The following is a 23,763-nucleotide window of genomic DNA, read 5'->3' on the forward strand; positions in this document are numbered from 1 at the left end:
AGGACCCTGCTATGAGTTTTGCTTCCCGCCTCGCCGACCTTGGTGTGTCTCTGCCCGATGCGCCTGCCCCTGCAGCCAACTACGTACCTTTCGTGAAATCCGGCAGCACCCTTTATGTTTCAGGGCAGATCTCAAATGGCCCCGATGGGCTGGTGACGGGCAAGCTGGGCGCGGATATGGACGTCGACGCCGGGGCTGCGGCTGCGCGCCTCTGTGCGATCAGCCTGCTGGCACAGGTCAAAGCGGCTTGCGGGGGTGACATCGATGGTCTGCTCCGGGTGGTCAAGCTGACGGGCTTCGTCAATTCGACGGCTGATTTCACCGATCAGCCCAAGGTGATCAACGGCGCGTCAGATTTCCTGGTCGAGGCCCTGGGCGATGCAGGTCGCCATGCGCGCTCTGCCGTATCGGCAGCGGCTCTGCCCTTGGGTGTTGCGGTTGAGATCGAAGGCATCTTTGAAATCAAATGATGGTCGCCCTGCCAGAGCCCTTTCTGACCACGCCGCTGGCACATCGTGCCTTGCATGATGTGTCAGACGGTCGACCGGAAAACAGCCGGGCGGCCATCCGTGCGGCGATTGCCGCAGGCTATGGGATCGAGATCGACGTGCAGCAAAGCTCTGATGCGCAGGCCATGGTCTTTCACGACTACGTGCTGGACCGGCTGGCCGAGGCATCAGGTCCCGTAAGGGCGCAAACCTCGGCGACTTTGGCGCAGACAGCTTTACGCGGCGGTGAGGAGGGCATCCCCGATCTGCCGGAAATCCTGTCACTGGTGGCCGGACAGGTGCCCATACTGATCGAGATTAAGGATCAGGATGGCGCAATGGGGCCGGATGTTGGTCCGTTGGAGGCGGCTGTTGCCAGCGCATTGGAAGGGTATTCAGGGCCGGTAGGTGTCATGTCGTTTAACCCGCATTCTGTGATCCGGATGGCCGCGCTATGCCCGGAGACCCCACGCGGTCTTGTGACCGAAGCCTATGAGGAAAAGAATTGGTCACTGCCTGCTGAGACACGCTCGCATCTGCGCGAAATTCCAGACTATGAGAGGGCGGAGTGCAGCTTCATCAGTCATAGCATCCATGATCTCGACCGCCCGCGCGTGGCGGAATTGAAAGCGCAGGGTGCCGCGGTGCTGTGCTGGACAGTGAGATCGTCGGAAGATGAAGCACAGGCGCGCAAGGTTGCGCAGAATATTACCTTTGAGCAGTACCTCGCGGCGCTTCCCGCTTGATCCGGGACGTCGGGGCCACACCTTAGGCAGGGGCAAGGGTAAAGTTGATGCAGGAACAGGAATTCGAAATCCGGATCATTCCGTCGCTGCGCGCAATCGACGCGCAGGATTGGGATGCCTGCGCCTGTCCCGAGGCCACAGATGGCGCGCGGCCCAATGATCCCTTCACCACCTACCGGTTTCTGAGCGCGCTGGAAGAAAGCGGATCCGTCGGCACGGGCACGGGCTGGCAGCCGCAGTACCTCACGGCCTATGTGTCGGGGCAGTTGATTGGCGTGGCGCCGATGTACGTCAAATCCCACAGTCAGGGTGAGTACATCTTTGATCACAACTGGGCGCATGCCTACGAGCGCGCGGGTGGGCGATACTATCCGAAACTGCAGATCGCGGTGCCACACACACCGGCGACGGGCAGGCGGCTGCTCGTCAGGCCGGGGTTCGAGGATGCAGGCACCGCTGCACTGATCCAGGGCGCGGTGCAACTGGCGGATAACAACAACATTTCGTCCTTGCACCTGACCTTTTGCACCGAAGAGGAAGCACAACGCGGCGCAGCCATCGGGCTGATGCTGCGCAAAACGCAGCAGTTTCACTGGCAGAACGATAGCTACGCTCAATTCGATGATTTCCTTGCGTCCCTGAGTTCGCGCAAGCGCAAGAACATCAGAAAAGAACGGCGGCAGGCGCAAAACTTTGGTGGTGAGATCCACACGATTACCGGGGATGCGCTGCAGCCGGAGCATTGGGATGCTTTCTGGCGGTTTTATCAAGATACCGGCGCGCGCAAATGGGGAACACCCTATCTGACCCGGCGGTTTTTCGACATCGCGCAGGAAACTTTGCGAGATGACATCGCGCTGGTTCTGGCGGAGCGGAACGACCGCTGGGTGGCGGGCGCGCTGAACTTTATCGGTGCTCAGGCGTTATACGGCAGGTATTGGGGATGCACCGAGCATCATCCATGTCTGCATTTTGAGCTTTGTTATTATCGCGCCATCGACATCGCAATCGAAATGGGGCTCGACCGCGTCGAAGCCGGCGCACAGGGCGAACACAAGCTGGCACGCGGCTATTTGCCGAACCCGACGTGGTCTTTGCATTGGGTGAATGACCCCAGTTTCGCCAATGCTATAGACAGTTATCTCAAGGCGGAGCGTGACGCTGTAGATGAGGAGATAAATGTGTTGACCGAATTTGGCCCGTTCAGACGGGCAGATGTTGAGGAACAGGAATGACAGAAAAACTGAGCGAAGAAACCAGAGGCCCGCTGCTGGAACCCCTCTTTGCCGCGGGGTGGGAAATGGTGGACGGGCGCGACGCGATCCAGAAAACTTTTGTTTTCAAAAACTTCGTGGATGCCTTCGGGTGGATGACCCGCGTCGCCATCTGGGCTGAGAAATGGGATCACCATCCTGAATGGCACAACGTTTACAAGACTGTGCAGGTGGTGTTGACCACCCACGACGTCGATGGCATTAGCGCGCTCGACGCAAAGCTTGCGCGCAAAATGGACAGTCTGGCGGAGTAAACGATGGATGAGTTGTTAGCGACTGAAATCTGGCAGGGGAAAACCGTGTCGGATCTGCTTACTTTGGACTTCCTGCTCAGCACGGCGGGGTCGGTGCTGGCGGCCATCGCAATCCTCTTTGTTGGGTGGACTATCTCGGCGTGGCTGCAGCGCCGCGTTCGGGCGCTGGGGTTCAAATACGCGCATCTTGATGACATGCTCTTCGACTTTCTGTCGTCGATTGTCCGGTATCTGGTGCTCGGGTTCACCTTTCTTTTTGTTCTCAACACTTTCGGCGTGCAGACGACCTCCGTGGTGGCGATCATCGGTGCGGCGGGTCTTGCGATCGGCCTGGCCCTGCAGGGGACGCTGTCCAACATCGCGGCGGGCGTGATGTTGATCCTGTTCCGGCCCATCAAACTTGGCGATTTCGTCGATGTTGGTGGGACCATGGGAACCGTCAAAGCCATCACTTTGAACTTCACCGAGCTGGCGGATGTCAGCAACGTGCAGGTTATTATCCCGAATGCGCAGGTCTGGGGCAATGTGATCACGAATTATTCTAGCAACCCGACGCGCCGTGCGGAGTGGTCTTTCGGGGTCGGATATGGGGTCAATCTGGCGGATGCGGAGCGGATCATTCTGGACACGATCATGGCGGATCCGCGCTCCAAATCCGATCCGGCGCCGTTCATTCAGGTCAATAATCTGGGCGCAAGCTCGGTGGATTTTCTGGTGCGCGTCTGGGTCGATGCGTCGGAATACTTCGCCTATCAGGCGGATATGAAGCGCGCCGTCAAGGAGGCGCTGGACAAGGGGCAGATCGACATTCCCTTCCCCACCACGACCATCGTTCAGGCCTCGTAGGCTTGCTACATCAAAAAAGGCCCGCAGCATCTGCTCCGGGCCCTTTGGTGTCTCACATGTTGTCGAGCAAAGCTTCCCCGGCGGAGACTTCGCACATGCCGGGGCTTTCCTCGGGCTGAAAGAGGGTCACTTTGCCGTCTTCCACCAGCATCGCGTAGCGTTTGGAGCGTGACAGCAACCCTGCGGGCGGGGCGTCAAATTCCATGCCAATCGATTTGGTAAACGCGCTTTCCGTGTCGCCCAGCATGGTGATGCCCGCGGCTGTTGCACCGGTGACCTCACCCCAAGCTTTCAAAACGAAGGGGTCGTTAACGGAGACGCAGATGATCTCATCCACACCTTTCGCGTCAAACTGGTCTTTGGTCCGCACAAAGCTTGGCACATGCGCCGAATGGCAGGTCGGCGTATAGGCCCCCGGCACGGCGAAGATCACAACTTTGCGGCCTTTGGTTTTGTCGGCCATCGAGACAGGCGATGGTCCGTCTGCGCCCATTTCCACCAGTGTTGCGTCGGGTAGCTGGTCGCCTTGAGAAATCGTCATGTGATACGCCTTTCTTGCAATTGCGTTTGTCGTTGCAGTGGATATAGGCTGCGGCCTTGGGCAGCACCAGAAGAAATGGTTAACAAAAGGGGGCCCCATGCGCCACATCGTCGTGATCGGAGCCGGGCAGGCGGGGTCTTCCTGCGTCGCGAAACTACGCAACAGCGGCTGCAAAGATGCGATCACACTGATCGGCGCGGAACCGGTGCCACCCTATCAGCGTCCGCCTCTGTCCAAGGCTTATCTGATGGGCGACATGGCCTTGGAGCGGCTCTTTTTGCGCCCGGAAACCTTCTATTCGGAGAGCGACATCACGTTGCGCATGGATGCGGAGGTGACGGCAATCGATCCGGCGCGCCGGACGGTCACGCTTGGGTCCGAGGCCTTGCACTATGATGATCTGGTGCTGACAACGGGCTCTGTGCCGCGCCGTTTACCCAGTAGTATCGGCGGCGATCTGAACGGGGTGTTTGTGGTGCGTGATCTGGCGGATGTCGATGCGATGGCGCCGCATTTCCAGGCGGGCAAGCGCGTTTTGATCGTGGGCGGCGGTTACATCGGTTTGGAGGCGGCCTCCGTCGCTGCCAAACTGGGGCTTGAGGTTACCCTGGTCGAGATGGCAGAGCGCATCCTGCAACGTGTCGCGGCCCCGCAGACCAGCGATTATTTTAGAGACCTGCACCACTCCCATGGCGTGAACATCCTCGAAGGCACAGGCCTCGACCGGTTGATCGGCGAGGAAACGGTGACCGGGGCCGTTTTGAGTGACGGGACCGAATTGAGCGTTGATTTTGTCATTGCGGGCGTTGGAATTGCGCCGGCAGCCGCCTTGGCCGAGGCGGCGGGGCTGGCCATCGACAACGGGATCAAGGTTGATGCACAGGGACGTACATCTGATCCCCATATCTGGGCTGCGGGCGATTGCGCGTCCTTCCCCTATCGCGGCGGGCGCATTCGGCTGGAAAGCGTGCCCAATGCGATTGATCAGGCCGAAGTGGTCGCCGAGAACATCATGGGCGCTGAAAAAGAGTATATCGCCAGGCCCTGGTTCTGGTCCGATCAATATGACGTGAAGCTGCAGATTGCAGGGCTGAACACCGGGTATACGGATGTCGTCAGCCGTATTGGCGCGGGGCGGACCGCTTCCTTCTGGTACTACCGGGATGGCGATCTGTTGGCTGTGGATGCGATGAATGACCCGCGCGCCTATATGATCGGAAAACGCCTGATCGAGGCCGGAAAGACCGCTGATCCTGCGGTTGTCGGCGATCCCGGTGCTGATCTGAAACCGCTTTTACAGGCGTGAGGATCATTGCCGGGCGATATCGCGGCACCGCCCTTGCGAGCGTCGGTAAGGGCGACAAGGGTGCGCATCTGCGCCCCACAACCGACCGCGTGCGTGAAAGCCTTTTCAGCGTTCTGACCCACCATGATGTGATCGACGATGCGCGCGTGTTGGACCTTTTTGCGGGGACCGGCGCGCTGGGGCTTGAGGCGTTATCGCGCGGGGCGGCGCATGTGACCTTTGTCGACGATGGCCGCGTGGCACAAAAGCTGATCCGCCAGAACATCGACAAGCTGCGCGCAGCTGAAGGGACGCAGGTGATGCAGCGAGACGCAACGCGGCTGCCACCCTGTGACACGGATCCCTTTGATCTGGTGTTTCTCGATCCGCCTTACGGCAAGAATTTGGGGTTGAAAGCGCTTGAGGCAGCGGCGGCAGGTGGCTGGCTGGCCCAGGACGCTTTCGTGGTCTGGGAGGAATCGCACCCGATGCCGACGCCCGGTGGTTTCACACCAGTGGATCAGCGCAGATACGGGGACACGCATGTTACCTTATTGTCGAAATCGGCCATCTGATATGCTATCGGTCGCGCATGTTCGCATCAGCACTCTCTTTCTTCTGGCCGACCTTCTCACTCGAACGGGCGGCAGAAAAACCACCCCGCCCCCGTCCCGCGCCGATCTTCATCGGAGATGCTGTCCAGCCTTGGGGAGGCGAGACCATGCTGTTGCAGATTCTGCGCCACGAGGCTGAAACGAAAGACTAATCTTTGGCGTAGGTCGGGTGGAACAGCCCGCCGGGGGACAGCGTGAAGATGTCGGCACCGGTTGCGGTCACCCCGATGGAATGCTCGAACTGCGCAGACAGGGATTTGTCACGGGTCACTGCCGTCCAGTCGTCCGAAAGGGTCTTGGTCTCCGGACGCCCCAGATTGACCATGGGCTCGATGGTGAAGAACATGCCCTCTTCCAAAACCGCCCCCGTGCCCGGACGCCCGTAGTGCAGCACATTGGGGGGCGCGTGGAACACCCGGCCCAGCCCGTGCCCACAGAAATCGCGTACCACCGACATGCGATGGCTTTCGACATAAGACTGAATCGCGTGTCCGATGTCGCCAAAGGTGTTACCGGGTTTGACAGCCTCGATCCCCAGCATCAGCGCGTCATGGGTGATCTGGATCAGGCGTTCAGCCTTGCGGGGCAATTTGCCCGCCACATACATGCGGCTGGTGTCGCCGAACCAGCCATCGACAATCACGGTCACGTCGACGTTCAGAATGTCGCCGTCCTTGAGCGTCTTGTCACCAGGAATGCCGTGACAGACGACATGGTTTACCGAAATGCAGCTGGCGTGCTTGTAGCCCTTGTAGCCGATGGTCGCTGAGGTGGCCCCGGCGGCCTCGACCATTTCGGTGATGGCCCTGTCGATGGCACCCGTGGTCTGGCCGACAAAGACAAGTGCCGCGACATCATCGAGAATGCGCGCGGCCAGAGCGCCCGCGGTGTGCATGCCGGCAAAGTCAGCCTTTTCATAAATGCGTATGCCGTCTTTGGTATGACGGCCCCGAAGGTTTTCGTCCACGCAAGTGCTCCATCATCTTTATTCTGCGCTTTTAACGCGCGACAAATCCAAGGGCCAGAGGGCCTTCAGATCGCAATATCCAACATGCCTGCCACGGCAATGCCCTTTGGCGAGATATTGGTATCATAGCAAATAGTTTCAACGCCTGCATCTCGCGCAGCCCGGTAGGCCGTGGCATAGGTCGGATCGATATCCTCCGCCAGCGCAAAACTAGTGCAATCCGTGCGCTGCACCAGATAGAGCATCACGGCCCGGTGACCCATGCGGGCCATGGTGGCAAGCTCGCCCAGATGCTTGGCGCCACGGGCGGTGACACTATCGGGGAATTCGGCCCGTCCCGCTTGCCGCGAGAGTGTCACGCTTTTGACCTCGACATAGGCGTCGGGCAACCCATCCCCTTGCAGCAGAAAGTCGATCCGGCTTCTTTCACCGTATTTCACTTCTGGTCGCACCATATCATAGGCGGCAAAGGGGGCCAATTCCCGCGCTTGCAGGGCTGCCTTGAGCGCGCGGTTCGGCAGCGATGTGTCCACACCGGTAAAATGCCCGTTCTGATGATCGACCAAGCGCCAGCCATACTTCAGCTTCTTTTTCGGATCATCATTGGGTTCCAGCCAGACCCGCATACCGGGCTCTGCCAGACCCATCATTGAGCCGGGATTGGCACAATGAGCGGTGATTTCCGCGCCTGATCCCTCCAGCACGCAGTCGGCCAGAAATCGTTTGTAACGGCGGGTCAGCGTTGCTGGCACAAGATCGGTTTGAAAGCGCATAAACGCAGGTCTATACCTCGCATAAGGTGAGACGCAAGGAGAGCAGAGCGATGCCCAATCCAACGGCAGCCATGATGGTGATCGGCGACGAAATACTGTCCGGTCGGACGCGCGATGCCAATATGTACCATCTGGCGGGCAAGCTGACAGAGGCGGGCATTGATCTGCGCGAAGTCAGGGTTGTCAGCGATGACCCGGATGCGATTGTTGCGGCGGTTCAGGCGCTGTCCTCCAGCTATGACCACGTCTTCACCAGCGGCGGCATCGGTCCGACGCATGATGATATCACTGCCGATTGTATCGCTGCGGCTTTCAACAAACACATTGATGTGCGCGACGATGCCCGCAGCATTCTGGAGGCGCATTACAAGAACACCGGGACAGAGTTGAACGCGGCCCGCTTGCGCATGGCACGCATTCCCGATGACGCGGTATTGATCGACAACCCGGTCTCTTCCGCGCCGGGGTTCACGCTTGGGAATGTTCATGTGATGGCCGGTGTGCCATCGGTGTTCCAGGCCATGGTCGAAAGCTTGCTGCCGACCTTGATCGGAGGGGCACCGCTGATCTCGGAAACGCTGCGGATTGATCGTGGCGAAGGGGATATTGCCGGCACGCTGGGCGCGCTTGCTGCAGAATACCCGACCTTGAGCATGGGATCTTATCCGTTTCAGAAAAAAAGCGGCAAATATGGATCGAATGTCGTGGTCCGTGGCTCTGATCCGGCGCTAGTGCGTCTGGCGATCGAACGCCTTGCTGAGTCGTTCCCAAAATGACACCTGAAACGCTGTTTGCGGCCATCGACGCAACCTGGCCCGCCGCCGCAAAGCGCGCCGTAGGACCCTGGGTGCTGCGCCATGGTGCAGGGGGTGGCAAAAGGGTCTCGGCGGCGACCGCGCAGACCTTGCCCCAGCAAACAGATATCGCAGCCGCCGAAGCGGAAATGGGGCAAGACGGGCAGGACCCGCTTTTCATGATCCGCCCGGAGGATGCAGATCTGGATCAAAGGCTTGCGGCCCAGGGCTACCACGTCCTTGACCCCACCAACGTCTATTGCACGCCCGTTGCCCGACTGACGGATAAGCCAGTGCCGCGGGTCACGGCCTTCTGCATATGGGAGCCATTGGCGATCATGGAGGAGATCTGGGCGCAGGGCGGCATCGGTCCGGAACGTCTGGCGGTGATGGCGCGCGCGCGGGCGAAGACCGGTATTCTTGCCCGCTGGAATGAAAAGCCCGCCGGGACCGCGTTTGCTGCGATGCATGAGACCATCTGCATGGTCCATGCGGTCGAAATCCTGCCGGAGCAACGCCGCCAGGGAGTGGCACAATGGGTCATGCGGGCGGCGGCCTTCTGGGCCCAAAAACAGGGGGCAACCCATATTGCCGTGCTCTGCACACAGGCGAATACCGCCGCCAACGCGCTCTATTCCTCTCTGGGCTTTGAGATCGTGGGGCAGTACCATTACCGACACAAAACCGCGCAAGGAACCTAACCATGGCTGATACCGCACTCCCGACGGCCCTGAACCTGCCCATGGTCGATCCGCTCCCCGCCCCGACGCAGAAGTATTTCGATGTCTGTCAGGAGAAACTGGGCATGGTGCCCAATGTCCTGCGCGCCTATGCCTTTGACATTGAGAAACTCGATGCTTTCACGGGCATGTACAACAATCTGATGCTGGCGCCCTCCGAGCTCAGCAAGCTGGAACGCGAGATGATCGCGGTGGTCGTCTCCTCGATCAACAAGTGTTTTTACTGCCTCGTGGCGCATGGTGCCGCGGTGCGCGCGATGTCTGGTGATCCGATGCTGGGCGAGGCGCTGGTGATGAACTACCGGGTGGCCAAGCTGGATGCACGCCAGCGCGCGATGCTGGATTTCGCCGCGATGATGACAACCGCAAGTGCGATGATCGAAGAAAACGACCGCGATGCCCTGCGCCAGGTCGGATTTACCGATCAGGATATCTGGGACATCGCCAATGTGGCGGGCTTTTTCAATATGACCAACCGGGTGGCGAGCGCCACCGCCATGCGCCCGAACGAAGACTACCACGCGCAGAGCAGATGACCCTGCGCGCGCTTCTGACAGTCGCACTGCTTTGCGACGCGCCGGGCGTGTTTGCCGCTGATCTGGCCCTGCCCGCAGGTGCCAGCAGGACGGTGGAACGCGCCACTGAGCTTGACAGTTTTAACGCCCCGCTGGGCGCTTTTGATGGCGCGCATGTGCCGATGCAGACCCTCGAAGGCTCTGTGACACGCACCGCCTGGCGTATTGATACCGGCGGCCTGACCTCGTTGCAGGTCATGGCGCCCCTGCGCCAGCAGATCGAAGATCTTGGCTACCGCATTGATTTCGAATGTGAGAGCGCAGCCTGCGGTGGCTTTGACTTTCGCTTCGCCATCGAGGTGCTGCCGGGGCCGAATATGTATGTCAACATCGCCTCATATCGGTACCTGACTGCATTCAAAGGCCCTGCCGACAACCCATCTGCGGCCCTCACGGTTCTGGCAAGCGTCACGGCGGCGTCGGCCTATGTGCAGATCATCAATGCGGTTGCAGCGTCTGCACTTGCGGAAAATGGCGCTGCGACAACGCCTGTACCCCGCGCCGATCCGGGGAGCGCGGGTCAAGGCGAAGGCCGCACACCCCCAACCGGGGATTTTCTGGCGCAGGGGTTTGTCATTCTTCAGGACCTAGAATTTGCCACCGGGACGTCGGAGTTGGGCGCGGGTCCCTTTGCCTCGCTGGCGCAGCTGGCCGAAGCGCTTGCCCGCCGCCCCGATCTGCGCGTGGCGCTTGTCGGGCATACGGACACGGTTGGTGGTTTGGCGGTGAACATCACCCTATCGCGTGAACGTGCCCGGGCTGTCCGGACCCGGTTGATAGATGGGTACGGTATCGACGCAAGCAGGCTGGATGCTGAAGGCATGGGGTATCTGGCGCCCGTGGCGACAAATCTGACGCCCGAAGGGCGAGAGCAAAACCGCCGTGTCGAAGCCATTGTTCTGAACGTCGAGTGACCCCCAGCGCCAAAGAAAAAACCCCCGGAACATGAATGTTCCGAGGGGTAGGTCACCGAGGGGGGTGTAGATTTGATTACCAGTCCGAGGGGCCTTTTTCGGCAAAGGCGTGGACGAGGAAGTCGATAAAGGCACGGACCTTGGGCTGCGTGAAACGCCCGGGCGGGTAGACCGCATAGATGCCTTGGGTCTCCAGGGGCAGGTCAGGGATCGCGTCTTCGATCAGCCCTTTGTCCATGGCGTCCGCATAGAGAAAACTGGGCAGATAGGCGATGCCGAGACCGGAAATCGCGGCGTTCAGCAAGGATTGCCCGTCATTCACACTTAACCAGCCCGCGGTACGGACCTGACGTTTTTCGCCCGAAGGGGCTGTCAGTTTCCACACGTTGCCTGAGGATTGGTTGGAGTAATGCAGCAGTTTGTGGTTGTTCAGGTCGTCGATCTTTTCCGGCCGCCCGTATTTTTCAAAATACTCCGGGCTGGCGATCATACGCTTTGTGGTCTCAGTCAGTTTGCGGGCGCGCAGGGAGCTGTCTTCCAGCTCTCCGATGCGCACGGCCATGTCGAAGCCTTCTGAGATCAGCTCAACATAGCGGTTGTTCAGCACCATATTGACCGTAATATCCGGGAAATCGGACAGGAATTCGCTGAGCACGGGCGACAGGTGATTTACCCCGAAATCTGTCGCAACGGAGATGCGCAGCAGGCCGGAGGGCGCGCTTTGCATGGATGTGACCAGCGCATCCGCTTCGCCCGCGTCATTCAGGACACGGCGGGCGCGGTCATAATAGGCCAGACCGATTTCTGTGGGGCTGACCCGACGGGTTGTCCGGTTCAGCAGGCGCGCACCGAGGCGCGCTTCGAGGGAAGACACATGTTTTGAGACAGCAGATTTTGAAATCCCCATCTTTTTGGCCGCGTCAGTGAAGCCGCCCTGGTCCACTACCGTGGCGAATGCTTCCATTTCCGTGAGGCGGTCCATTGCCTTCCCCTTTTATTCTGTCAGTTCCGAAAATGGTTATGCGCACCAATTCGGGCAGGAACGCGGCGGAGGTGAGACAGTATCGCGGTTTTTGCATGGATCGTTGAGGGCGTGGAAACGCGATGGCCACAATTCCGGCGGAAAATCGCGCCTAAAGTGCCGCGGCAAAAACCTCTGCTGCCTGTCGCAGCGGTGCCGGATCCATGTCGCCGATCAGTAGAAATCCATGCGCATCGCGGTTCCAGCGCACGGTCTGAAGACCTCTTGCCTCGCCTTCGGTTAGGGCAAGCGGTGCCTGCCCGTCAGCGAGAATGATGCACAGCGCAACGGGTGTGCCATCTGCATCCTGATAGGCAATCTGCACCAGGGGTTGTCCGCGAAATCCAAGGACCTGCGCGCGTTTCAGGGTCAACCCATCGATCTCGGGCAGGGTGCTCAGGTCCAGATCCACTGCGGCGGAGACGCGTTGCAGCTGCGCGCGGGTGTCCGCGTCGCTCTGATCCACCACATCTAGCGTCTCGGCGGTGTAAAGCATCTGGTAGCTTGCCACGAAACCGGCCCATCCTTCGGCGGGCTTAGGTTGCGCAAGGAATGAGGCAAAGACGATCCCGCTGATGGCCAGCCCTGCCACCAGCCCGATGGCGAATATGCCGGTGGAACTGCGCGCAGTTGGTGCGACCGGCATTTCCGGCAGCGGCGGTGCGGGCGGGTAGCTGGCCAGCATATCGCGGCGCAGGCTGGCGATATCCAAGGTCAATCCCGTCAGCCGGGCCTTGATTTTGGGATCCGCCGCAAGCGCCGCTTCGATACGCGCACGCATCTCAGCGGTTACCTCATCATCAAGGTAGGCCGTCAGGTCTTCGTCCGTGATATGTGCGGCGTCCGTCATAGGGTCGACCTTTGTTCATCCGGCATCTTCGTGTTCAGCGTCTTGCGTGCAGCGGCCAATCGGCTCATCACGGTGCCGATTGGTATCTCCATGATGTCTGCAGCTTCGCGGTAGCTCATTCCTTCCACGTAAACCAGCGTGACCGCATGTCGCTGTGCATCAGGCAGGGCGCTTATCTGGGAAAACACTTCAGAAACGAAAATATTCGCCTCCGCGCTGTTATTTTTCTGATCTGCAAGATCCTGCTCCTCCACAGGCACAAGCCCGCTCGCCGTGCGCACCTTGCGGGCGCGCAGCTCGTTCAGCCAAAGCCTGTGTGCGATCCGCATCAGCCAGCGGTCAAGATGGGTCCCGGGTTCAAACCCATCTGCCTTTTCGATGGCCCGAAGACATGTCGTTTGCGCGACTTCCTCCGCCCAATCCTTGCGACCGGTCAGCGAGATGCAAAACCGCCAGAGCGCCGGATAGGCATCGGGCAGCCCCTCCCGTACCGCTTTGTCGCTTGAGGTATTGCTAAAAAGGCCGATGGCTTCTGTCCTGCGTCATGATCGATGCAGGTTACGCGAACCAGGGCGCGCCAACAATGTCAGCCTATTGTAATCTGTGTCACTTTCGCTTCATCACATGCCGTGTCTAAAGCGCTGCTGCGAGGCGAGTGCCTTGATTGATCGCACGTTTGGCATCCAGCTCGGCGGCAACATCAGCACCGCCGATGACATGGCAGGGGGTCCCTTGCGCCTCCAGCGTATCGGCCAGAGAGCGATCAGAGAGCTGACCGGCACAGAGCACGATGGTGTCCGCCGCGATCAGCGTTGGGTTTTCCCGCGCCTCGCCGTGCGAGACCAGGATGCCGCTGTCCTCAATCCGTTCATAATTCACACCGCCGATCATCTTGACGTCTTTCATCGCGAGCGCTGCGCGGTGGATCCAGCCGGTGGTCTTGCCCAGACGTTTTCCGGGCTTTTCCGCCTTGCGCTGCAGCAGCGTGACCTGTCGTGCGGGGGCGTGCGGTTGCGGGCCTTCGGGGGCGAGGCCGGATCGGTGCTCAGCCGGGTCCGCCACGCCCCATTCGCGCATCCAATCTGGCAGGCTCTCGGTAGGGCTGGTGCCTTCATGCACAAGGTATTCTGCCACATCAAACCCGATGCCGCCTGCGCCGACGATGGCCACGCGTTTACCCACCGCGACCTTGCCGCGCAGCACATCAATGTAGCTGACCACATGGGGTGCGGACTGGCCGGGAATTTCCGGGTCGCGCGGCACAACGCCGGTGGCGACGATCACCTCGTCAAATCCTTTCAGATCCGACGCGCCGACCTCGCGGCCCAGCTGCTGATCGATGCCCAGATCGTCGACCATGGTGCGGTACCAGTCCACCAGCCCCCAAAACTCTTCCTTGCCGGGGACCTGTTTGGCCATGTTGAGCTGGCCGCCGATGTCCGCGGCCCGGTCAAAGAGCGTCACTTTGTGGCCACGCTCCGCGGCCGTCATGGCGGCGGAAAGCCCCGCCGGTCCGGCGCCAACGACGGCAATGGATTTGAGCGCTTCGGCTGGGGTGATCTGCAGTTCGGTCTCATAGCAGGCGCGCGGATTGACCAGACAGCTGGAGATTTTGCCGCTGAAAGTGTGATCCAGACAAGCCTGATTGCAGGCAATGCAGGGCGCGATCTGTGCGGATTTCCCCGCCATGGCTTTTGCCACGAAATCGGCATCGGCCAGCATCGGGCGCGCCATGGACACCATATCGGCGCAACCCTCCGCCAGCACCTCTTCGGCCACCTCGGGCGTATTGATCCGGTTCGACGTGATCACCGGTATGCCGACCTTGCCCATCAGCTTTTTCGTGACCCAGGCAAAGGCGGCGCGTGGCACCGAGGTGGCAATGGTCGGGATGCGCGCCTCATGCCAGCCGATACCCGTATTGATGATGGTCGCACCGGCCTTCTCGATTTCCCGCGCCAGCTGCACGACCTCTTCATGAGTAGAGCCATTGGGCACCAGATCAATCATCGACAGCCGGTAGATGATGATAAAATCGGTGCCCACCGCCTCGCGCACCCGGCGCACTACCGCGATCGGCAGGCGCATGCGGTTTTCATAGGACCCGCCCCACGCGTCCTCGCGTTTGTTGGTGTGTGTGACGAGGAATTGGTTCAGGAAGTACCCCTCCGACCCCATGATCTCGACCCCGTCATACCCGGCCTCTTGCGCGCGCTGCGCACAGGCCACGATATCAGCGATCTGTTTTTCGATGCCCTCTGCGTCCAGCGCTGCGGGCGGAAAAGGGGAGATGGGGGATTTGACCGCAGAAGGGGCCACGCATTTGGGCCCGTAGGCATAGCGACCTGCGTGCAAAATCTGCATCGCGATCTTGCCACCGGCCTCATGCACGCGTTTGGTGATGACGCTGTGATTGTCCACATCCTGCTGGCTGACCATCATCGCCGCGCCGGGCAAAACCGATCCTTCGAGGTTGGGGCCAATCCCGCCAGTAACCATCAGGCCGACCTCGCCGCGCGCGCGCTCCGCGTAGAATTCCGCGACACGGTTCCAGTCCTTGGTCTCTTCCAAACCGGTATGCATGGACCCCATCAGCACCCGATTTTTGAGCGTGGTGAAGCCCAGATCAAGCGGTGCCAGTAGATGTGGATAGTTGGCCATGCGAAACCCTCCCCGGTTTTGGTTGCCCTGAGATCACATTTTCACATATGCGCTGTCACGTCGAACGCCGCGTCACATGAAAGGATCGTGGCAACAAGGAGCAGGACCATGTTGCGATGGGCAGCCCCCGCAGATGCACCGGAACTGGCGCAGGTCTTCTTTGCCGCTGTGCGCGAGGGGCCAAGCCCCTATAGCCAAGCGCAGCGCCGCGCGTGGTTGCCCGAGCCGCCAACGGGGGAGCGGCTGGCGCGGCTGGAGACCTTGGTGGCTGAGAGCGATGGTCGGATTACGGGGTTCATGACCGTGGAACCGGGGGGCTACATCGATCTTGCGTTCGTTTTGCCGGAGCATCAGGGCACTGGGCTCTTCCGCAAGCTTTACGACTGTATTGAGCAGTGGGCGCGGGGACGACAGGAGCCGCGTCTGTGGATCCACGCAAGCCTCATGGCGCAACCGGCCTTTCGGGCAATGGGGTTTTTGGTTATCCATCATGAGACGGTTGTGCGCGATGGGCAAAGCCTGGCGCGCGCTGAAATGGAGAAGAGGCTGAAATGACCCCCGAAGAAATTGCGAAGCTACCCTACCGGCCATGCGTCGGTGTGATGCTGATCAACCGCAACAGCGAGGTCTTCGTGGGCCAGCGCCGGGACAGCCAGATTGCCGCCTGGCAGATGCCGCAGGGCGGGATCGACAAGGGCGAGGCGGCAGAAGCCGCAGCCCTGCGCGAACTTTGGGAAGAAACCGGTGTGACGGCGGATCTGGTGCGTGTCGTGGCGGCCAGCGATCAATGGTTGCCCTATGAGCTGCCCTTCGATCTGGTGCCAAAGCTCTGGAAAGGCCGCTACCGGGGGCAGAAGCAAAAATGGTTCCTGATGCGGTTTGAAGGTGAGGACAGTCAGATCGATATCGCCACCGAGCACCCTGAGTTTTCGGAATGGCGCTGGTTGCCCGCCCATGCGCTGGTCGATAATATCGTGCCTTTCAAGCGTGACGTCTATGCCGCCGTCATGGATGAGTTCAGCGCGCTGATCTAGGGACGGAAGCTGGGCACATTCGGCGCGGCGGTATCGGGTAATACGCCAATGACACGCGGATCGTCGTCAATCTCCACCGCCTGTCGTATCGGGGTAAATCCGCTGCGTCGATAGAAGCTCAGCGCCTGCGGGCTGTCGATGGTGCAGGTGTGCACGTGAAACCGGGAGATCGGCCTTGCCCAGGCGCGTCGGATCGCTTCGTTCATAAGATAACGCCCCGAACCGGTTCCGATCAGGTTTGAGGTCAACCCGAAATACGCAAGCTCGCAGGCACCGTCCTGACGGAAATCAAGCTCCAGCAAGGCCTCGTCCTGTCCATCACGGGACAGGGTGAAGATCTCCACCTTCGGATCGTTCAGGATCTGCAGCAAATCCGCGTCGTTCTGCGTCAACCGCCCGTACCACAGCCAGTCCAGCGACCCCACGCGCCTGAAGATATCGCGGTACCAGTCCAGCGCCGCATCCACCTGCCGGAACGCAACGCCCTCGGGCAGGGTGCTGTGCTTGATCTCGGGTTTCGATGTCATCTCCAGATAGGTCACGATCATCGCGACCTTGCCCGGTGGAATGGCATGTAACCCGTCCGTCAGCATGATCAGACGAGGCCTTCCTTGTGGAACACCTCTTTCATGTCGATCTGAGGCCGGGGGCCCACGTGGCTGATGACCTCTGCTGCACAGAGATTGCCCATACGCGCACAAACCTCCAGATCGCGTCCGGTGGCCAGACCGTAAAGGAACCCGGCGGCAAATTGATCGCCAGCGCCCGTCGCATCGACGGGAATGACCTCCTGCACCGGCACATCGATGCGGCGGCCGTCGGACAGAACGGTGACGCCATCGCCGGAGCGTGTGCAGACCACAAGCGGACAGATGTCAGCCGTCCGCGCCAGCGCTGTTTCCAGATCGGTCTCGTAGAGCGATTTGATCTCGTGCTCATTGCCAATCACGTAATCCAGATCATGTTCGATCAGGGACAGGAAATCCGCGCGGTGACGCTCAACGCAGAACGGGTCCGAAATCGCGATCCCTGAAATCCCATTGCCGGCTTTGGTGGCGCGTGCCGCTTCACGGAATGCGGTTTTGCCCGCATCGTGATCAAAGAGATACCCCTCCAGGAACATGATCCGCGCATTGCCGGAGACCTGCACCGGCACGTCGTCCGAAGTCAGCCCGGTGGAGATGCCCAGATAGGTGTTCAGCGACCGCTCCCCATCCGGGGTCACAAAAATCATGCAACGCGATGTGGGTGTTTCCCCATCCGCCACCGGCGGGTTCACGAAATCGATGCCATTGTCGGTCATCGCGCTGGCGTAAAACCGGCCCAGGGCATCATCGCGGACGCGGCCGATAAACGCGGTCTGCAACCCCAGAGCGCCAACGCCCGCCACCGTGTTGGCCACAGCCCCACCGGGGGTCTGCAAGCGGTCGTTCATCGACGCAAAGAGCTTTTCTGACCGGCCCTGATCCACGAGCTGCATGATGCCTTTTTCGATGCCCATATGGTCGAGAAAGGTGTCATCAGCATGGGTGATCACATCAACAACGGCGTTTCCGATGCCAACAACTTCGTAGGTTTTCATAAGGTTTTGTCCTCAAATGGGCAGAGATCACGAATGATGCAGGTGGGGCACATCGGTTTGCGGGCCTTGCAGTGGTAGCGCCCGTGCAAAATCATCCAATGGTGGGCATGCAGCTGAAAATCAGCCGGAATATTGTCCTCTATGGCGCGCTCGACGGCTTCGACGGTTTTGCCCGGCGCGATGCCGGTGCGGTTGCCGAGCCTGAAGATATGGGTGTCGACCGCCTGCGCCGGGAACTGCCACCACATATTCATGACCACATTGGCCGTCTTGCGCCCGACACCCGGCAAACCCTGAAGCGCGGCACGGCTGTTGGGCACCTCGCCGCCATAGTCATCGACGAGAATCTGGCTCAGCTTGATGACGTTCTTGGCCTTTTGCCGAAAAAGGCCGATGGTCTTGATGTGTTCGGTCAGCCCCTCAATCCCGAGATCCAGCATCTTTTGCGGGGTGTCGGCGATCTGGAAAAGCTTGCGCGTGGCCTTGTTCACGCCGGCGTCCGTCGCCTGTGCACTCAACGCCACGGCCACGACCAGAGTATAGACATTCACATGCTCCAGTTCGCCCTTGGGTTCCGGGTCTGCGTCCTGAAAGCGCGTGAAAATCTCGCGGATTGTATGATAACCAAGCTGTTTTGCCATTTTTCCGGTATGGGAGGATTCCGGGCAGGGAGCAAGGCCAACCATGGCCGATGTTTAAAATGCGTCTCAAAAGCCGCAGCATTTTTAAGCAAGATATTCACCAACATGTGTCAGGTTCAGCATTCATCTGTTGCGAGGAGGCCGCGGTGCCGACCAGTGTATTTTATGGCTACTCGTCGGACGCGCTTGTCTACGATCCCAATACGGGCAGTTTCACGCTGGATTCGAACTATGATTTCCGTACCGACCGGGTGCGTTTTGAAATCACGGATGACGATAATTTCCTGGACGGTGACGAGAAAAATGACGAGGTGGGCGAGGATGCCAACCAGACCGGTGTGGTCACAATGCCTGATGGCACACCGGTCTCGTCCGGGTTGATCTATGGGGAGCAATACGCGGTGCTTCAAGCACCCGATGGATCGTATGTCACAATCGACAGGATCGAAATTGACGGGGTGAAGATGGGATATGTCCCATCCGAGCCGCTGCAACCGGGCGTAAGCTATTCATATGTTGGTGGGCGGGACATCGACAACCTTCTGGGCGGACCGGATGGCGATGACACGCGGCAAACTTACGCAGCCTACGAAGCTGACAGCGTGCCGTGTTTTGGGCCGGGCACGATGATCCAGACACAGGAGGGTGAAATCCCGGTTGAATGGCTGGAAACCTCGGACATGGTTCTGACCCGCGATCACGGGTATCAGCCCATTCTTTGGATCGGACGCACGCGGATCCCATACAGTCATTTTATCAAGAACCCTGAGGACCGTCCGTTGTGCATTCCTGCGGGGTCTTTGAGCACCAACATCCCCACCCATGATTTGCATGTAACCGGCGATCACCGGGTGCTGTTAACGTCAACGGGGGCGGAACTGCTCTATTTCGAGAGCGAGGTGCTGGCACCGGCCAAGGCATGGTTGGATCGCGGTGTGGCACATCAGATTTCGCCGGAAAAGGACTACACGGTCACGCATATTGTCTGCGCGCGGCATCAAGTCATTGTTGCACAAGGTGCATGGGTGGAGACGATGTTTCCCGGCCCCGAAGCATTGAAACGCATGTCGGCGGAAAACCTTGCGCGGTTGAAGGCTGTGTTGGGTCCGGAGCTATACGACCAGCGCACAGCGCGCCCCTGTCTGTCGCGAAAAGAGGCGCGGCTACTCATTGAACCGGTCAAAGTTGCTGGGGTGGATCAACGCCACGCTGTCGAAAAGCAAAGCGCCTGAAACAGCAGGTTTCGGGTCGCGCGATGCGGGCGCATTTTGTAATGTGCGGGCATGACACAGCATCAAACACTCCCCGATACATCGGAAACAGCCTATCACTATCAGGTGGTGCGGCGCGCCATTGATCTGATTGATCAGGCCGAAGACCCCCTGTCGCTGGACGCCATTGCCGCTGAGATGGGGATGAGCGTCGCCCATTTCCAACGTCTTTTTTCACGCTGGGTGGGCGTGTCGCCCAAAAGGTATCAGCAATATCTGACGCTGGGCCACGCAAAGACCCTGCTGCGCGAAAAATTCACCACGCTGGAGGCATCCCATGCGCTGGGTCTGTCTGGCAGTGGTCGGCTGCATGATCTTTTCGTGCGGTGGGAATCGATGAGCCCCGGTGAATTTGCCCGCGGTGGGGCCGGTCTGAAGATTTTCTGGGGATGGTTCGAAAGCCCCTTTGGGCCGACCATTGTTATGGGCACGGATAAAGGGATTTGTGGCATTGGTTTCGCCGCAGAAATGGGGGAGGAGGCTGCCCTGCAGGACCTTTTGGCGCGGTGGCCCAAAGCTGATTTTGTAGAGGATCCAATGATGCTGCGCCCGTGGGTTTTGCAGGCCTTCGGGGCCGGTGATGGCACGCTCGACACGGCCCCGCTTTTCCTCATCGGCGCGCCGTTTCAGATCAAGGTTTGGGAGGCCCTGCTCAGCATCCCCTCGGGGCAGGTCACAACCTATTCCGAGATTGCACAGGCCATTGGTAAGCCGCGCGCCGTGCGCGCGGTCGGTACTGCGGTGGGCCGTAACCCGATCAGTTGGCTGATCCCGTGCCACCGGGCGTTGCGTAAATCCGGCGGGTTGGGTGGCTATCATTGGGGCCTGCCCATGAAACGCGCCATGCTGGCCTATGAGGCGGTGCGCGCGGAAAGTTGATGGTTTGTGTCAGTGGCGGGTTATTGCCGACGGTTTTTCCCCTTGGTTTGAGCAGGAACTGCGGCCATATAGGATGCGTTCACATCAAGACGCCCTGCCCGAACGGGGCCGCAACCATTGAAGGCAGTACGCTATGACATTCACAAAATCCACTTTGATCGTGGCCCTTTCGGGCACGCTGGTGTTGGCCGCTTGTACGGATCCCAACCAGATTGGTGCCAATTCGAATACGCCCAGAACGCAGCAGGGTGCGTTGATCGGGGCGGGTGCCGGTGCCTTGCTTGGCGCTTTGTCAAAGGGTGACGGCAATCGCGGCGATGGCGCCATTGTCGGGGCCGTTGTCGGCACCGCATTGGGCGCCGGGATCGGATATTCATTGGACCGGCAAGAAGCGGATCTGCGCAGAGAGCTCGGCAATGACAACGTGACCATCACCAACACCGGTGATCGTCTGATCGTGAGCCTGCCTCAGGATATTCTCTTTGCCACAGACAGCTTTGCCGTCCGCCCGGATTTGCAAAACGATCTCTACACGGTTGCCGGCAACCTGCAGCAATATCCGCAGTCCACGATCCAGATCATCGGACACACCGACAGCGATGGCGATGCGGCCTATAACCAGCAGCTCTCTGAACGCCGCGCAAGCGCCGTGGGCAGTGTGCTGCTGAACGCAGGTGTATCCGGTGCACGTATTCAGACCTTCGGGCGCGGTGAGAACCAGCCGATTGCCAGCAACCTGAATGCTGCCGGAAAAGCCCAGAACCGCCGGGTGGAAATCGTCATCGTGCCGAACGCTGCGTAGGCGATATCTGAAAAACTGCATCAAAGAGCCCCGGTAATCTGCCGGGGCTCTTGTCTTTTGGCCGATTGCCATCAGGATGTCGCGAAATCCTTTGGTATCGGAAAGACATATTTATGGCGAAATACACTGTTCTTGGGCTGTCCGGATCGCTGCGCAAAGACTCTGCAAACAGCAAGCTGCTTCGTGAAGCGGCGCGTCTGTTCGAAGATTGCGATTTCGATCTCGCAGACTTGCGGTTTCCGCTCTACGACGGCGATCTTGAGAGCGATCAGGGGGTGCCTGCAGCCGTGCAAAAGCTCTCCGACGATATCGCCGATGCCGACGCGGTGCTGATTGCCACGCCCGAGTACAACAAGGGACCGTCAGGTGTTTTGAAAAATGCCCTTGATTGGATCAGCCGTACAAAGGCGAAACCGTGGAACGGGAAACCTGTCGCCGTCATGTCCGCCGCTGCGGGTCGCGCAGGAGGGGAACGGGCACAGATGGTTTTGCGGGGCTTTATGGTGCCCTTCCGTCCGCGGATTTTGCAAGGCCCGGAAATACACCTTGCGAATTGCGGCGCTCAGTTTGACGAAGACGGCAAGCTGACCGGGGAGATGTACATACGGGAGCTTACGGCCCTGATGCAGGTTCTGCGTGCCGAAGTGGACCGCTAAACCTGCGGCACGGAGACTTCAATCAGGTTGTCATCTGGGTCTCTGAGGTAGAGCGACATGATCGGGCCGATGGCGCCGGACCGTTGCACGGGACCATCCTCGATGTCGATCTGATGTGTTGCCAGGTGGGTCATCCAGGCGTCGATGGGCGCATCCGTCAAAAAACACAAATCCGCCGTGCCGGGATGTGCGTGCGCAGCTCTGGGCTCGAACTCCCGTCCTTTCTGATGCAGGTTGATCTTGCTTTGACCATAAAGCAGCGCCCAGCGGCGTGATCCATCCGCAACCTCGAACTGTTCGCCGCGCATTCCCAGGACCTGCGTGTAAAACCGGACCGTCTCGGGAATGCTCTTGACCGTCAGGACCAGATGATCCAGCGCGCGAACGCGACATTGTATCTCGGTATGCGGCATGAGCGTTTCCTTATATGTCGGCGTGATTGGGCGCGGATGTCGTGGTAAACTTGCACGCTGAAACAGCGCAGGACAATCAAAACGATGCGCTGACCTCAAACCCTTGCGGTATGTCGTTGCGGTTTTCCAGGACAAGATCGGCCATCACGGTCGCGATTTTGGTCGCCATGCCAAAACCGATCTTGAAGCCGCCATTTGCGATGAAATGCCCGGTTCGGCCCGGCCATTCCCCCAGCATGGGTGCGCGGCTGCGCGCGCGTGGACGTACACCAGCCCACCGTTGAACAACGGGTGCGTTTTTCAGCACTGGAACGGCATTGCGTGCCTTTTCAATGACTTCGTCCAGTTTTTCATCGGTGCTGCGCGGGTCGTCGAAATCACGCTCCGAGGTCGAGCCAACGGCGACCGTGCCATCCAGATGCGGGATGATGTGCACCGTATCTGCAAAAATCTGGGCCGCCCCTGGTGCGTTAAATTGCAAGAGCGCAGCTTGCCCTTTCACACCATTTCCCACCAACCGCGGGCGTTCTTCGTTCAGCATGGACAGGCCTTCAACACCGCAGGCCCAAATGACCTTGCCGCGCTCTTTCCCTTCCGAGGTGATCGGGACGTCTTGTGCCGCCAGGGCTGCGACCAAAGCGGCGCAGGCGCGGCGCGGATGCAGATGTGCGCTCAATGTATCCCGGATAACCCATCCCGTTGGTGACGCGGGCATCCAGGCGTCATCACCGATTTTTTCGACGGACCAGGTTGCCTTGTTTTCCCAGTGGACCCGCGCCGTTTCCGTCCGCTGTTTTGCAAGCGCCAGCCCCGCTGCGTCCAAAATCGGCTGGATCCGCCCGGACTGTGTGTAACCCGCAGAGACCGCACCCGTTGCTTCAACCTCTTGCCAGAAGTTTTGCGCCATGAGCAGGCTGTCCAGTTGAAAGGCTTTCTTCGGATTCCAATTCTCCGGCACATGCGGGGCCAGGGCGCCGACCACGCCGCCACTGCTGCCAGACCCGGCACCGTTGGGGTCGATAATCTGGACCTTTGCACCGCGTTGCACGCAGGCCCACGCGATCGACAGGCCGAAAATACCTGCGCCGCGTATGGTGATATCGACCATTGCAAATCCTTGTCATGTCGCACAGTGTCGCGCC

The 23,763-nt window shown here is 59.7% G+C and carries 30 protein-coding genes; 18 read left to right on the top strand and 12 right to left on the bottom strand.

From position 1 onward, the window contains the following. Positions 1-11: 11 nt before the first annotated feature. From Q1A63_RS18750 to Q1A63_RS18770, 5 genes are read left to right on the top strand one after another with little or no spacing between them, the layout of a single operon-like run. Positions 12-470 carry a RidA family protein gene (locus Q1A63_RS18750; RefSeq protein ID WP_298974462.1) on the top strand — a complete coding sequence of 153 codons (459 nt, stop codon included), beginning with the start codon at positions 12-14 and terminating at the stop codon, positions 468-470. Next, entirely contained in the window at positions 467-1,234 is a 768-nt protein-coding gene (locus Q1A63_RS18755) for a glycerophosphodiester phosphodiesterase family protein (protein WP_298974463.1), read from the top strand. The genes Q1A63_RS18750 and Q1A63_RS18755 overlap by 4 nt, the downstream gene beginning before the upstream one ends. A 47-nt stretch (positions 1,235-1,281) precedes the next feature. Then, positions 1,282-2,469: a GNAT family N-acetyltransferase gene (locus tag Q1A63_RS18760; RefSeq protein WP_298974465.1), complete on the top strand. Its 1,188-nt coding sequence runs from the start codon at positions 1,282-1,284 to the stop codon at positions 2,467-2,469. Then, on the top strand, positions 2,466-2,762 hold the full coding sequence (locus Q1A63_RS18765; RefSeq protein WP_298974467.1) for a 4a-hydroxytetrahydrobiopterin dehydratase: 297 nt from the start codon (positions 2,466-2,468) through the stop codon (positions 2,760-2,762). Before Q1A63_RS18760 ends, Q1A63_RS18765 begins: the two co-directional genes overlap by 4 nt. 3 nt (positions 2,763-2,765) lie before the next feature. Then, positions 2,766-3,608 (top strand): mechanosensitive ion channel domain-containing protein, encoded by an 843-nt coding sequence (locus Q1A63_RS18770; protein ID WP_298974468.1) that lies wholly within the window; start codon positions 2,766-2,768, stop codon positions 3,606-3,608. A 52-nt stretch (positions 3,609-3,660) separates the two neighbouring features. Here the strand turns inward: Q1A63_RS18770 and Q1A63_RS18775 are convergent, their stop codons facing one another. After that, positions 3,661-4,149 carry a peroxiredoxin gene (locus Q1A63_RS18775; RefSeq protein ID WP_298974469.1) on the bottom strand — a complete coding sequence of 163 codons (489 nt, stop codon included), beginning with the start codon at positions 4,147-4,149 and terminating at the stop codon, positions 3,661-3,663. A 97-nt stretch (positions 4,150-4,246) separates the two neighbouring features. Here Q1A63_RS18775 and Q1A63_RS18780 point away from each other — a divergent pair, with 97 nt between their 5' ends. From Q1A63_RS18780 to Q1A63_RS18790, 3 genes are read left to right on the top strand one after another with little or no spacing between them, the layout of a single operon-like run. After that, the gene (locus tag Q1A63_RS18780; protein ID WP_298974470.1) at positions 4,247-5,455 is read left to right on the top strand and encodes an FAD/NAD(P)-binding oxidoreductase; all 1,209 of its coding nucleotides are present in this window, start codon (positions 4,247-4,249) and stop codon (positions 5,453-5,455) included. Continuing rightward, positions 5,452-6,009 carry a 16S rRNA (guanine(966)-N(2))-methyltransferase RsmD gene (gene rsmD, locus Q1A63_RS18785; RefSeq protein ID WP_299632369.1) on the top strand — a complete coding sequence of 186 codons (558 nt, stop codon included), beginning with the start codon at positions 5,452-5,454 and terminating at the stop codon, positions 6,007-6,009. Before Q1A63_RS18780 ends, rsmD begins: the two co-directional genes overlap by 4 nt. A gap of 17 nt (positions 6,010-6,026) precedes the next feature. Further along, the gene (locus Q1A63_RS18790) at positions 6,027-6,200 is read left to right on the top strand and encodes a hypothetical protein (protein WP_298974476.1); all 174 of its coding nucleotides are present in this window, start codon (positions 6,027-6,029) and stop codon (positions 6,198-6,200) included. On the opposite strand, the gene map is transcribed toward Q1A63_RS18790, so the two are convergent. Both map and sfsA read right to left on the bottom strand, forming a co-directional pair. Next, entirely contained in the window at positions 6,197-7,015 is an 819-nt protein-coding gene (gene map, locus Q1A63_RS18795) for a type I methionyl aminopeptidase (RefSeq protein WP_298974479.1), read from the bottom strand. The genes Q1A63_RS18790 and map overlap by 4 nt on opposite strands. Positions 7,016-7,080: 65 nt before the next feature. Next, complete coding sequence (gene sfsA / locus Q1A63_RS18800; protein WP_298974481.1) at positions 7,081-7,788, bottom strand: DNA/RNA nuclease SfsA; 708 nt, start codon at positions 7,786-7,788, stop codon at positions 7,081-7,083. Positions 7,789-7,838: 50 nt separating this feature from the next. On the opposite strand from sfsA, the gene Q1A63_RS18805 reads away from it, so the two are divergent. From Q1A63_RS18805 to Q1A63_RS18820, 4 genes are read left to right on the top strand one after another with little or no spacing between them, the layout of a single operon-like run. Then, complete coding sequence (locus Q1A63_RS18805) at positions 7,839-8,564, top strand: molybdopterin-binding protein (RefSeq protein ID WP_298974484.1); 726 nt, start codon at positions 7,839-7,841, stop codon at positions 8,562-8,564. Next, complete coding sequence (locus tag Q1A63_RS18810) at positions 8,561-9,283, top strand: GNAT family N-acetyltransferase (RefSeq protein WP_298974487.1); 723 nt, start codon at positions 8,561-8,563, stop codon at positions 9,281-9,283. The genes Q1A63_RS18805 and Q1A63_RS18810 overlap by 4 nt, the downstream gene beginning before the upstream one ends. A 2-nt stretch (positions 9,284-9,285) precedes the next feature. Next, entirely contained in the window at positions 9,286-9,858 is a 573-nt protein-coding gene (locus Q1A63_RS18815) for a peroxidase-related enzyme (protein ID WP_298974490.1), read from the top strand. Then, positions 9,855-10,811, top strand: coding sequence for an OmpA family protein (locus Q1A63_RS18820; protein WP_298974492.1), 957 nt, complete (start codon positions 9,855-9,857; stop codon positions 10,809-10,811). Before Q1A63_RS18815 ends, Q1A63_RS18820 begins: the two co-directional genes overlap by 4 nt. A 76-nt stretch (positions 10,812-10,887) precedes the next feature. Here Q1A63_RS18820 and Q1A63_RS18825 read toward each other — a convergent pair whose 3' ends face one another. The 4 genes from Q1A63_RS18825 to Q1A63_RS18840 all read right to left on the bottom strand — a co-directional run bounded on the left by Q1A63_RS18825 (position 10,888) and on the right by Q1A63_RS18840 (position 15,343). After that, on the bottom strand, positions 10,888-11,793 hold the full coding sequence (locus tag Q1A63_RS18825; RefSeq protein ID WP_298974494.1) for a LysR family transcriptional regulator: 906 nt from the start codon (positions 11,791-11,793) through the stop codon (positions 10,888-10,890). A 151-nt stretch (positions 11,794-11,944) separates the two neighbouring features. Next, positions 11,945-12,682 carry a hypothetical protein gene (locus Q1A63_RS18830; protein ID WP_298974495.1) on the bottom strand — a complete coding sequence of 246 codons (738 nt, stop codon included), beginning with the start codon at positions 12,680-12,682 and terminating at the stop codon, positions 11,945-11,947. Next, positions 12,679-13,209, bottom strand: a complete 531-nt coding sequence (locus Q1A63_RS18835; RefSeq protein WP_366524384.1) for an RNA polymerase sigma factor — start codon at positions 13,207-13,209, stop codon at positions 12,679-12,681. The genes Q1A63_RS18830 and Q1A63_RS18835 overlap by 4 nt, the downstream gene beginning before the upstream one ends. 106 nt (positions 13,210-13,315) lie before the next feature. Then, positions 13,316-15,343, bottom strand: coding sequence for an NADPH-dependent 2,4-dienoyl-CoA reductase (locus Q1A63_RS18840; RefSeq protein WP_298974497.1), 2,028 nt, complete (start codon positions 15,341-15,343; stop codon positions 13,316-13,318). Positions 15,344-15,451: 108 nt separating this feature from the next. Between Q1A63_RS18840 and Q1A63_RS18845 the strand changes: the two genes are divergently transcribed. After that, positions 15,452-15,898 (top strand): GNAT family N-acetyltransferase, encoded by a 447-nt coding sequence (locus Q1A63_RS18845; protein ID WP_298974499.1) that lies wholly within the window; start codon positions 15,452-15,454, stop codon positions 15,896-15,898. Further along, complete coding sequence (locus Q1A63_RS18850) at positions 15,895-16,377, top strand: RNA pyrophosphohydrolase (protein WP_298974501.1); 483 nt, start codon at positions 15,895-15,897, stop codon at positions 16,375-16,377. The genes Q1A63_RS18845 and Q1A63_RS18850 overlap by 4 nt, the downstream gene beginning before the upstream one ends. Here Q1A63_RS18850 and Q1A63_RS18855 read toward each other — a convergent pair. From Q1A63_RS18855 to nth, 3 genes are read right to left on the bottom strand one after another with little or no spacing between them, the layout of a single operon-like run. Further along, positions 16,374-16,970, bottom strand: coding sequence for a GNAT family N-acetyltransferase (locus Q1A63_RS18855; protein WP_298974502.1), 597 nt, complete (start codon positions 16,968-16,970; stop codon positions 16,374-16,376). The two genes, Q1A63_RS18850 and Q1A63_RS18855, sit on opposite strands and share 4 nt — an antisense overlap. Before the next feature lie 2 nt (positions 16,971-16,972). After that, positions 16,973-17,959, bottom strand: coding sequence for an adenosine kinase (locus Q1A63_RS18860; RefSeq protein WP_298974504.1), 987 nt, complete (start codon positions 17,957-17,959; stop codon positions 16,973-16,975). Then, positions 17,956-18,600 carry an endonuclease III gene (gene nth / locus Q1A63_RS18865; protein ID WP_298974506.1) on the bottom strand — a complete coding sequence of 215 codons (645 nt, stop codon included), beginning with the start codon at positions 18,598-18,600 and terminating at the stop codon, positions 17,956-17,958. Before nth ends, Q1A63_RS18860 begins: the two co-directional genes overlap by 4 nt. A 146-nt stretch (positions 18,601-18,746) precedes the next feature. On the opposite strand from nth, the gene Q1A63_RS18870 reads away from it, so the two are divergent. The 4 genes from Q1A63_RS18870 (at position 18,747) to Q1A63_RS18885 (ending at position 22,208) form a co-directional block, all read left to right on the top strand. Then, positions 18,747-19,832, top strand: a complete 1,086-nt coding sequence (locus Q1A63_RS18870) for a Hint domain-containing protein (RefSeq protein ID WP_298974508.1) — start codon at positions 18,747-18,749, stop codon at positions 19,830-19,832. Positions 19,833-19,883: 51 nt separating this feature from the next. Then, the gene (locus tag Q1A63_RS18875) at positions 19,884-20,750 is read left to right on the top strand and encodes a bifunctional helix-turn-helix domain-containing protein/methylated-DNA--[protein]-cysteine S-methyltransferase (protein ID WP_298974510.1); all 867 of its coding nucleotides are present in this window, start codon (positions 19,884-19,886) and stop codon (positions 20,748-20,750) included. A 133-nt stretch (positions 20,751-20,883) separates the two neighbouring features. Continuing rightward, positions 20,884-21,552, top strand: a complete 669-nt coding sequence (locus tag Q1A63_RS18880; RefSeq protein ID WP_298974512.1) for an OmpA family protein — start codon at positions 20,884-20,886, stop codon at positions 21,550-21,552. A gap of 113 nt (positions 21,553-21,665) precedes the next feature. Beyond that, complete coding sequence (locus Q1A63_RS18885; RefSeq protein WP_298974513.1) at positions 21,666-22,208, top strand: NAD(P)H-dependent oxidoreductase; 543 nt, start codon at positions 21,666-21,668, stop codon at positions 22,206-22,208. Here Q1A63_RS18885 and Q1A63_RS18890 read toward each other — a convergent pair. Beyond that, positions 22,205-22,621, bottom strand: coding sequence for a VOC family protein (locus Q1A63_RS18890; RefSeq protein ID WP_298974515.1), 417 nt, complete (start codon positions 22,619-22,621; stop codon positions 22,205-22,207). The genes Q1A63_RS18885 and Q1A63_RS18890 overlap by 4 nt on opposite strands. 76 nt (positions 22,622-22,697) lie before the next feature. Continuing rightward, positions 22,698-23,729, bottom strand: coding sequence for an FAD-binding oxidoreductase (locus Q1A63_RS18895; protein ID WP_298974516.1), 1,032 nt, complete (start codon positions 23,727-23,729; stop codon positions 22,698-22,700). Positions 23,730-23,763 lie beyond the last annotated feature (34 nt).

Origin of the sequence: uncultured Roseobacter sp. (assembly GCF_947499265.1) — a bacterium.
In the GTDB taxonomy this organism is placed as follows: domain Bacteria; phylum Pseudomonadota; class Alphaproteobacteria; order Rhodobacterales; family Rhodobacteraceae; genus Roseobacter.

What these genes read in the sequence shown, in the direction of transcription:
- Q1A63_RS18760 (WP_298974465.1), top strand. Translation starts at nt 1,282, where the DNA reads ATGCAGGAACAGGAATTCGAAATCCGGATCATTCCGTCGCTGCGCGCA.
- Q1A63_RS18825 (WP_298974494.1), bottom strand. Translation starts at nt 11,793, where the DNA reads ATGGACCGCCTCACGGAAATGGAAGCATTCGCCACGGTAGTGGACCAG.
- Q1A63_RS18780 (WP_298974470.1), top strand. Translation starts at nt 4,247, where the DNA reads ATGCGCCACATCGTCGTGATCGGAGCCGGGCAGGCGGGGTCTTCCTGC.
- Q1A63_RS18805 (WP_298974484.1), top strand. Translation starts at nt 7,839, where the DNA reads ATGCCCAATCCAACGGCAGCCATGATGGTGATCGGCGACGAAATACTG.
- Q1A63_RS18860 (WP_298974504.1), bottom strand. Translation starts at nt 17,959, where the DNA reads ATGAAAACCTACGAAGTTGTTGGCATCGGAAACGCCGTTGTTGATGTG.
- Q1A63_RS18890 (WP_298974515.1), bottom strand. Translation starts at nt 22,621, where the DNA reads ATGCCGCATACCGAGATACAATGTCGCGTTCGCGCGCTGGATCATCTG.
- Q1A63_RS18790 (WP_298974476.1), top strand. Translation starts at nt 6,027, where the DNA reads ATGTTCGCATCAGCACTCTCTTTCTTCTGGCCGACCTTCTCACTCGAA.
- Q1A63_RS18885 (WP_298974513.1), top strand. Translation starts at nt 21,666, where the DNA reads ATGGCGAAATACACTGTTCTTGGGCTGTCCGGATCGCTGCGCAAAGAC.
- Q1A63_RS18820 (WP_298974492.1), top strand. Translation starts at nt 9,855, where the DNA reads ATGACCCTGCGCGCGCTTCTGACAGTCGCACTGCTTTGCGACGCGCCG.
- nth (WP_298974506.1), bottom strand. Translation starts at nt 18,600, where the DNA reads ATGGCAAAACAGCTTGGTTATCATACAATCCGCGAGATTTTCACGCGC.
- Q1A63_RS18750 (WP_298974462.1), top strand. Translation starts at nt 12, where the DNA reads ATGAGTTTTGCTTCCCGCCTCGCCGACCTTGGTGTGTCTCTGCCCGAT.
- Q1A63_RS18855 (WP_298974502.1), bottom strand. Translation starts at nt 16,970, where the DNA reads ATGCTGACGGACGGGTTACATGCCATTCCACCGGGCAAGGTCGCGATG.
- Q1A63_RS18810 (WP_298974487.1), top strand. Translation starts at nt 8,561, where the DNA reads ATGACACCTGAAACGCTGTTTGCGGCCATCGACGCAACCTGGCCCGCC.
- Q1A63_RS18765 (WP_298974467.1), top strand. Translation starts at nt 2,466, where the DNA reads ATGACAGAAAAACTGAGCGAAGAAACCAGAGGCCCGCTGCTGGAACCC.
- Q1A63_RS18755 (WP_298974463.1), top strand. Translation starts at nt 467, where the DNA reads ATGATGGTCGCCCTGCCAGAGCCCTTTCTGACCACGCCGCTGGCACAT.
- Q1A63_RS18880 (WP_298974512.1), top strand. Translation starts at nt 20,884, where the DNA reads ATGACATTCACAAAATCCACTTTGATCGTGGCCCTTTCGGGCACGCTG.
- Q1A63_RS18840 (WP_298974497.1), bottom strand. Translation starts at nt 15,343, where the DNA reads ATGGCCAACTATCCACATCTACTGGCACCGCTTGATCTGGGCTTCACC.
- Q1A63_RS18770 (WP_298974468.1), top strand. Translation starts at nt 2,766, where the DNA reads ATGGATGAGTTGTTAGCGACTGAAATCTGGCAGGGGAAAACCGTGTCG.
- Q1A63_RS18850 (WP_298974501.1), top strand. Translation starts at nt 15,895, where the DNA reads ATGACCCCCGAAGAAATTGCGAAGCTACCCTACCGGCCATGCGTCGGT.
- Q1A63_RS18815 (WP_298974490.1), top strand. Translation starts at nt 9,286, where the DNA reads ATGGCTGATACCGCACTCCCGACGGCCCTGAACCTGCCCATGGTCGAT.
- sfsA (WP_298974481.1), bottom strand. Translation starts at nt 7,788, where the DNA reads ATGCGCTTTCAAACCGATCTTGTGCCAGCAACGCTGACCCGCCGTTAC.
- Q1A63_RS18875 (WP_298974510.1), top strand. Translation starts at nt 19,884, where the DNA reads ATGACACAGCATCAAACACTCCCCGATACATCGGAAACAGCCTATCAC.
- Q1A63_RS18845 (WP_298974499.1), top strand. Translation starts at nt 15,452, where the DNA reads ATGTTGCGATGGGCAGCCCCCGCAGATGCACCGGAACTGGCGCAGGTC.
- Q1A63_RS18895 (WP_298974516.1), bottom strand. Translation starts at nt 23,729, where the DNA reads ATGGTCGATATCACCATACGCGGCGCAGGTATTTTCGGCCTGTCGATC.
- Q1A63_RS18775 (WP_298974469.1), bottom strand. Translation starts at nt 4,149, where the DNA reads ATGACGATTTCTCAAGGCGACCAGCTACCCGACGCAACACTGGTGGAA.
- Q1A63_RS18830 (WP_298974495.1), bottom strand. Translation starts at nt 12,682, where the DNA reads ATGACGGACGCCGCACATATCACGGACGAAGACCTGACGGCCTACCTT.